Source organism: Gordonia sp. NPDC003425, from assembly GCF_053588635.1.
In genome coordinates, this window is the sequence record NZ_JBSFQI010000003.1 from 195,030 (window position 1) to 201,979 (window position 6,950).

The window sequence follows — 6,950 nt, forward strand, 5'->3', positions numbered from 1 at the left end:
GGACCAGGATTCGATCCAGCTGGCGGCGACGAATCGGTTCCGTCGCCGCCGGGATCGTCGTCGGCGCGGGTTTGTGCTCGCCGGCTGCGGCATGGATGGATGCGCCGCCCGCGCATGCCGAGCCCGCCGCCGGCCCGATCACCACACCCTTCGCGACCCCCGACACCGACCGCTGCCCGCATCGCGTCACGCCCCCCGCCGCGGTGGACGAGTCGGAGGTCGTCGCGCCCGGATCGTCGACACCCGCGCCGCTCCCGGTGCCCAACCCCGCCGTCGGCGGCGAGGCGTTGTCGGCGTGCGGTGTCATCGCCGAGCCCGGCGCCGGCCCGATCCCGCAACGGCTGACCTCGGCGGCCTGGCTGGTGGCCGACCTCGACAGCGGGGCGGTGATCGCCGCGAAGGACCCGCATGGACGCTATCGGCCGGCGTCGACGATCAAGGTGCTGCTGGCGCTCGCCGTGCTGCGCGCGGGCATCCCGATGGACCGGGTGGTCACCGCCACACCGGAGGACTGGAGCGCCGAGGGCGACTCGTGTGGTCTGGGACCGGGCGGACACTACACCGTCCGCGACATGATGATCGGCCTGCTGATGGTGTCGGGCAACGACTGCGCGCACGTGCTCGCCCGCGAACTCGGCGGCGTCGACACGACCCTCGAGACGATGAACAGCCTGGCCCACAGCCTGCATGCGGACGACACCCGCGCGGCGAGCCCGTCGGGACTCGATGCCGCCGGAATGTCGACGTCCCCCTACGATCTGGCCCTGATCTTCCGCGCCGCGATGGCCGAACCCGCGTTTCGCGAGTTCGTCGCGATGCCCACCTACCGGTTTCCCGGATACCCCAAACGTGCCGACGTGCCCGGCGACACCGACCATCCCGCCTACATGATGCAGACGTCGAATCATCTAGTCCTCGACGGCGATCCGGGTGCGCTCGGCGGTAAGACCGGCTACACCGACGATGCATTGAAGACCTATGTGGGAGCCGTCCACCGCGACGGACGCACCGTCCTCGTTGTGCAGATGTACGGCCTGTCCACCGCCGACGACAACTACTGGACCCAAGCCCGCTCACTCGTCGACTACGGCGTGCACGCGGGCCGCGAGTACGCCGTCGGCCGGCTGGTGTCTCCGGTGGCCCCGTCCCCCGACGCCGCACCGACGACGGACGCGCCGCGTGACACCCGGGCCGCCACCCAGCGCGCCGCGGCCGGTCAGGATCAGGCCCCGAAGTGGTCGATCCGCATTCTCATCGGACTCCTGTGTGCATTGGCGGCACTCGGATCGCTCGCCGTGGGACTTCGCCTGTTCTCCCGGCGGTGAGCGCCGTCGCGGCGGGCGCCGCAGAGCACGTCGCGGTCAGCGCCGCAGCACCCAGCCCGTCGCGGCGCTGATCGCGGCACCCACTGCGAGCGCCGCTGCCACCGCTCCCGCTCGCGGTACCGGATTGACCTCGTAGCTCGGCCGCACCACGACCGGCGCCGGCGGTGCGGCCTCGTCCGGGTCGACCACCTGATATGGCTCGTTGATCGGATCGGTCGCACACCATGCGCTGGCGTAGAGGATGATCCGCGACGCCAGGTACGCGAACACCATCACACCGAGGATCGGGCCGAACGCGAGACCGGCCGGACTGCTGAGCACGGATCGAAGGTAGATGCCGCCGACGGCCTTGAGGATCTCGAAGACCACCGCGGTGACCAGTCCCGCCTTGAGCACATTGCGGAACGGGACCCCCGACAGCGGCAGCCGGTAGAGCACGAACGAGAACAGCATCCACGACGCGAACACGGCGATCACGAGCGCCACCGCACGCACCACCACGGGCGTCCAGGAGGCGTCCTCGATGTGCAGCCAGCCGAGGATCCTCACGATGAGGCTGCTGTTGGCCAACGTGGTGAGGGCGAGCGTGACCAGGAACGCGAGTCCGAGCAGGATGAAGGTGAGCAGGTCGAACACCTTGGACAGCACAGCATTTCGATTCACACGCCCGCCGTACATCTCGGTCATCGCCAGCCGGACGCCGGAGATCCAGCCGATGCCGGTGAACGCGGCACCGAGCAGACCGATCACACCGACGGTGGCGCGTGAATCGATCGCGGAGTCGATGGCCTTCTCCAGGGTGGTGCCGAGTTGACCGGGCATCGCCTTGACGATCGCGTCCTTGATGTCGTCGATCAGTTCGGGGTGATTGACCAGAACGAAGGCGGCGATCGCGAAGGCCACCATCGTGATCGGCACGATCGCGAGGATGCCGTTGAAACTGATGCTCGCGGCGTAGAGATTTCCACGTCGGTCGCCATAGCGTTCGACGGTGCGCAGCAGATGATCCAACCAGCCCCACCGCTCACGCGCTGCGGCGTACTCCTGCTTGCCGCGCGCGACCACACCCTTCGCCGAGTCGACCACCGAACTCATCGCCTACCGCCTCTTGTGTGTCGGCGCGCGAACCCCCGACGGCTGTCGCATGGGCCGGTCGGTGAAACGGTCGGGGAATCGTCGCGCTAGGACGTGGAGCGCACCGGCGCCATGAATCCCACCTTGTCATACACGTCGCGCAGTGTGGCCGAAGCGATGGTGCGCGCGCGTTCGGCTCCGGCGGCGAGAACCTCGTCGAGGTAGCCGGGATCGTCGAGGAGTTCCTGGACCCGGCCGCGCAGCGGCGTCACGAAATCGGTGAGGATCTCGGCGGTGTCGACCTTGAGCTCGCCGTATCCCTTGCCGTCGTATTTGGCCACGAGGTCGTCGACACCCACCCCCGTCAGCGCCGACTGGATGGTCAGCAGATTGCTGACGCCCGGCTTGGTGGCGGGGTCGAAAGCGATGTCGGTGCCCGTGTCGGTGACCGCGGATCGGATCTTCTTCGCCGACCGCTTCGGGTCGTCGAGCAGGTTGATCAGCCCCTTGTCGGTCTCGGCGGACTTGCTCATCTTCGCGGTGGGATTCTGCAGATCGTAGATCTTGGCGAATTCCTTGACGATGTGTGCCTGCGGCACCTTGAATGCCGTGCCGAACCGTTTGTCGAACCGCTGGGCGAGGTCGCGGGTGAGTTCGAGATGCTGACGCTGATCCTCGCCCACGGGAACGAGATCCACCTGGAACGCCAGGATGTCGGCGGCCATCAGGATCGGATAGGTGAACAGCCCCACCCCCGCCGAGTCGACGCCCTGTTTCGCGGTCTTGTCCTTGAACTGGGTCATCCGGCTGGCCTCGCCGAACCCGGTGATACAGCTGAGCACCCAGGTGAGCTGTGCGATCTCGGGAATGTGGGACTGCACGTAGACGGTGGACCGGCGGGGGTCGACGCCGACGGCCAGCAACTGGGCCACCGACAGCCGGGTGCGGTCGGCGAGGGTCTTGGGATCGAACGCGACGGTCAGCGCGTGCATGTCGGGGATGAAGTAGAAGGCGTCGAACTCGTCCTGCAGCTCGACCCACTGGCGCACGGCCCCGAGGTAGTTGCCGAGGTGGAAGGAATCGCTGGTCGGCTGGATACCCGACAGCACCCGCCGGCGGGGTGCCGGGACGGCTTCTGGGACGTCGTTCATGGATTCCAGTCTCTCAGACGGCGTCACTCGAATATCACCGTGACCGGCGCGTGATCCGACCAGCGACGGTCGTATGCCTGCGCCCGGTCGACGAAGCCCTTGACCGCTCGTCGCGCCAACGCCCGGTTGGCGAGCAGATAGTCGATGCGCCACCCCGAATCGTTGTCGAACGCCTTGCCACGCCACGACCACCAGGAGTACGGCCCGTCGACGTCGGGGTGCAGGTCGCGGACCACGTCGGACCATCCCGTCCGCAGGAGGTCGGCGACCCAGGCACGCTCGTGCGGGAGGAACCCGGGGCTGCGCAGGTTGCCCTTCCAGTTCTTGATGTCGGGCTCGGCGGGGGCGATGTTCCAGTCACCACCGACCACCACGGGGCGGCGACGGCGGGCGAGCGTCGCCAGGTGGTCACCGAAGTCGCCGAGGAAGCGCTTCTTCTCCTCGTACTTGGCGGCATCCTTGTCCGTGGACTCCGCGGCCGGTGCGGCGGCGCCCTTCGGCAGGTACAGGCTCGCGACGGTGACCGGACCCGACGACGTGGGCACGTCGGCTTCGAGATACCTTCCGGTGGAATCGAATTCGTCGCTGCCGAAGCCCACCCGCACCGCCGTCGGCTCGCTGCGGCTGAGCACCCCGACGCCGGCGTGGCCTTTCACCGTCGACTCCGACATCCGCAGGTGCCAGCCGTCGTCGAGCGCGGGGCCCAGCGCCTCGCGAGCTTGCTCCTCGCTCGCGCGGATCTCCTGCAGGAGCACGATGTCGGAGTCCGCCGACGCCAGCCACGGCAACAGGCCGGGGTTGAGTTCCGACCGTTGCTTGGTCGCGGCGCGGATTCCGTTCACATTCACGGTGGTGATCGCTGTCGGCACGGGGTACCACATTACGGAGCACGATGACATCGGCCCCGGCGTCCCGCCCGTAATCCGGATCGAGTCCAGAAGGTAAGCCAACCCTTGCACCCTGCCGGCTTTTATGTAAACCTTGCCTAACACGATTGCGAGGTGCCCGATGTTCGTCTGCATATGCCGTGCCGTCACCGTCGACGAGGTCCACGAGCACTGTGACGCCGGCGCGCGCACTCCCGATGCGGTCAGCGAGCGTTGCGGCGCGGGCGAGGGCTGCGGCACCTGCGTGGAACGACTCGCACAGATCGTGACCACGCGTGTCGCCGGAAAGGTCGCTCACACGAGCGCAGCCTAACCTGACCTGCGAAGACCGCCCGCGTGGAATGATCCCGCGGGGGCTTTTGTCGTGTTACGTTCGCTGGCACCACCAGCCGAACGGAGACAGCCATGCGCGGGGATGACGAGGTCATCGCACTACTCAACGAGCAGCTCACCAGCGAGCTGACGGCGATCAACCAGTACTTTCTGCACTCCAAGATGCAGGACAACTGGGGCCTGACCGAACTGGCCGCCAAGACCAGGGCCGAATCGATCGAGGAGATGACCCACGCGGAGATCTTGACCGATCGCATCCTGTTCCTCGAAGGTCTCCCCAACTACCAGAAGCTGCTGCCGCTGCGCATCGGGCAGACCCTGCGCGAGCAGTTCGAGTCCGACCTGGCCATCGAGATCGAGGTGGTGGACCGTCTCAAGCCCGGCATCGCCATGTGCCGGGAGAAGCAGGACATCACCACCGCGAAGATATTCGAGGAGATCCTCAAGGACGAGGAGCACCACATCGACTACCTCGAGACGCAGCTCGAACTCCTCGACAAGCTCGGCGAACCGCTCTACCTGTCGAAGTCGGTGGCCACACCGCCCGACGTCGGCTGATCCGCACCCGCACCCTCGACCACTTCCCGTCGAGCGTGCCCAGAACCCCGTCGAGCGTGCCCAGATTCCCGTCGAGCGTGCCCAGAACCCCGTCGAGCGTGCCCAGAACCCCGTCGAGCGTGCCCACCCGCTAACACCGCGACGCCCAGCACGGCGACGCCGGCCAACGCGAGACCGGCGCCGAGCACCGACGGAGCGCGGTAGCCAAGGCCGGCCGCGATCACCAGTCCGCCGAGCCACGCGCCCGACGCATTCGCGACGTTGAGCGCGGAGTGGTTGAGCGCGGCGGCCAGGGTCTGGGCGTCGTCGGCGACGTCCATGAGCCGGGTCTGTAGCGCGGGCACCATCGCGGTGCCGGTCACGCCGACGCAGAAGGTCAGGACGAGAGCGACCCAGGCGTACTGGACCAGGAGCGCGAAGGCCAGCAGGGCGACGGTGATGGCGAGCAGCCCGCCCAGGATGGCCATCGGTACGCTGCGGTCGGCCGCGGCGCCACCCACCAGGTTGCCCACCACCATGCCGAGCCCGAAGAGCATCAGCGCGATCGGGATGAATCCCACCGGAATCCCGGCCAGGCTGGTGAGCGCCGTGTTCAGGTAGGTGTAGAACGCGAACATCCCGCCGAAGCCCACGACGCCGATCGCGAGTGTGAACCACACCTGCGAGCGTCGTAGCGCCCCGAGTTCGGTCATCGGGTCGGTCACCGCCATGTCGGTCAGCGGTGGCAGGTAGACGGCGAGCGCGGCGATCGTCGAGATGCCGATGACCACCACGACCGCGAAAGCGCTGCGCCAACCGAGGTTTTCGCCGAGCCAGGTGGCCAGCGGAACTCCGGCCACGTTGGCCACCGACAACCCCAGCAACACCAGTCCTACCGCCTTGGCGCGTTTGCGCGGACCCGCCAGATGCGCGGCCACGAGCGCGGCGACCCCGAAGTAGGCGCCGTGCGGGATTCCGGCCACGAATCGCGCGGCGATCAGCAGCCCGAAGCCCGGTGCGAGCACGGTGGCGGCGTTGCCGACGGTGAACGCCACCATCAGGGCGATGAGCAGTGTCCGCCGGGATACCCGTGCGGTGAGTGCTGCGATCAGCGGGGCGCCGACCACCACGCCGAGCGCATAGGCGGATACCACGTATCCGGCGGTGGGCTCACTGACCCGTAGCGAACCGGCGATGTTGGGCAGCAGACCCATGGCGACGAACTCGGTGGTACCGATACCGAAGCCGCCGAGAGCCATCGCGATGATCGCGCCGCGGTGCGCTGACAAGCCATTCCGGCTGGGGTCGGTGCCATGCTGCGCGACGGAGGTGGCGGGAGTGGACATTGTTGTGGCAACGAACCCACCCGTCGGACCCATACCCCCATACGACGGTGAGATCGTTCACACGACGCGGGCGTACCGGCGATCACGTCGTGCGGCGCTCTCTTCGGTCGGAGACCTCACTCCTCCGAGTTCGAGGTGGTGTTGGCGGAGGTGCTGGTGTCGCCGCCTTTCTGCTGCTCCTGCTGCTCGCCGCCTTGTTGCTGCTCGCCGCCTTGTTGCTGCTCGCCGCCTTGTTGCTGCTCGCCGCCTTGTTGCTGCTCGCCGCCTTGTTGCTGCTCGCCGCCTTGTTGCTGCTCG

8 protein-coding genes are annotated in these 6,950 nt (G+C 67.7%); 3 read left to right on the plus strand and 5 right to left on the minus strand.

Annotation, left to right across the window (positions count from 1 at the left end; translation table 11 throughout):
* Positions 1 to 8: 8 nt before the first annotated feature.
* Positions 9 to 1,325: a D-alanyl-D-alanine carboxypeptidase family protein gene (locus ACWDTD_RS05705; RefSeq protein WP_449746238.1), complete on the plus strand. Its 1,317-nt coding sequence runs from the start codon at positions 9 to 11 to the stop codon at positions 1,323 to 1,325.
* 36 nt (positions 1,326 to 1,361) lie between these two features.
* On the opposite strand, the gene ACWDTD_RS05710 is transcribed toward ACWDTD_RS05705, so the two are convergent.
* The 3 genes from ACWDTD_RS05710 to ACWDTD_RS05720 form a co-directional block, all read right to left on the minus strand.
* Positions 1,362 to 2,420, minus strand: coding sequence for a YhjD/YihY/BrkB family envelope integrity protein (locus tag ACWDTD_RS05710; protein ID WP_449746101.1), 1,059 nt, complete (start codon positions 2,418 to 2,420; stop codon positions 1,362 to 1,364).
* An 86-nt stretch (positions 2,421 to 2,506) separates the two neighbouring features.
* A complete protein-coding gene (gene trpS, locus ACWDTD_RS05715) occupies positions 2,507 to 3,550 on the minus strand; it encodes a tryptophan--tRNA ligase (protein ID WP_449746102.1) in 1,044 nt (347 codons plus the stop codon).
* 23 nt (positions 3,551 to 3,573) lie between these two features.
* The gene (locus ACWDTD_RS05720; RefSeq protein ID WP_449746103.1) at positions 3,574 to 4,419 is read right to left on the minus strand and encodes an exodeoxyribonuclease III; all 846 of its coding nucleotides are present in this window, start codon (positions 4,417 to 4,419) and stop codon (positions 3,574 to 3,576) included.
* Positions 4,420 to 4,558: 139 nt separating this feature from the next.
* On the opposite strand from ACWDTD_RS05720, the gene ACWDTD_RS05725 reads away from it, so the two are divergent.
* Together ACWDTD_RS05725 and bfr are read left to right on the plus strand one after the other, a co-directional pair.
* The gene (locus ACWDTD_RS05725) at positions 4,559 to 4,750 is read left to right on the plus strand and encodes a (2Fe-2S)-binding protein (RefSeq protein WP_449746104.1); all 192 of its coding nucleotides are present in this window, start codon (positions 4,559 to 4,561) and stop codon (positions 4,748 to 4,750) included.
* Between the two features lie 92 nt (positions 4,751 to 4,842).
* A complete protein-coding gene (bfr, locus tag ACWDTD_RS05730; RefSeq protein ID WP_449746105.1) occupies positions 4,843 to 5,328 on the plus strand; it encodes a bacterioferritin in 486 nt (161 codons plus the stop codon).
* Here the strand turns inward: bfr and ACWDTD_RS05735 are convergent.
* Together ACWDTD_RS05735 and ACWDTD_RS05740 are read right to left on the minus strand one after the other, a co-directional pair.
* A complete protein-coding gene (locus tag ACWDTD_RS05735) occupies positions 5,286 to 6,653 on the minus strand; it encodes an MFS transporter (protein ID WP_449746106.1) in 1,368 nt (455 codons plus the stop codon). The two genes, bfr and ACWDTD_RS05735, sit on opposite strands and share 43 nt — an antisense overlap.
* A gap of 116 nt (positions 6,654 to 6,769) precedes the next feature.
* Positions 6,770 to 6,950 (minus strand): hypothetical protein (locus ACWDTD_RS05740; protein WP_449746107.1); only part of this gene is annotated, 181 nt, incomplete at its 5' end.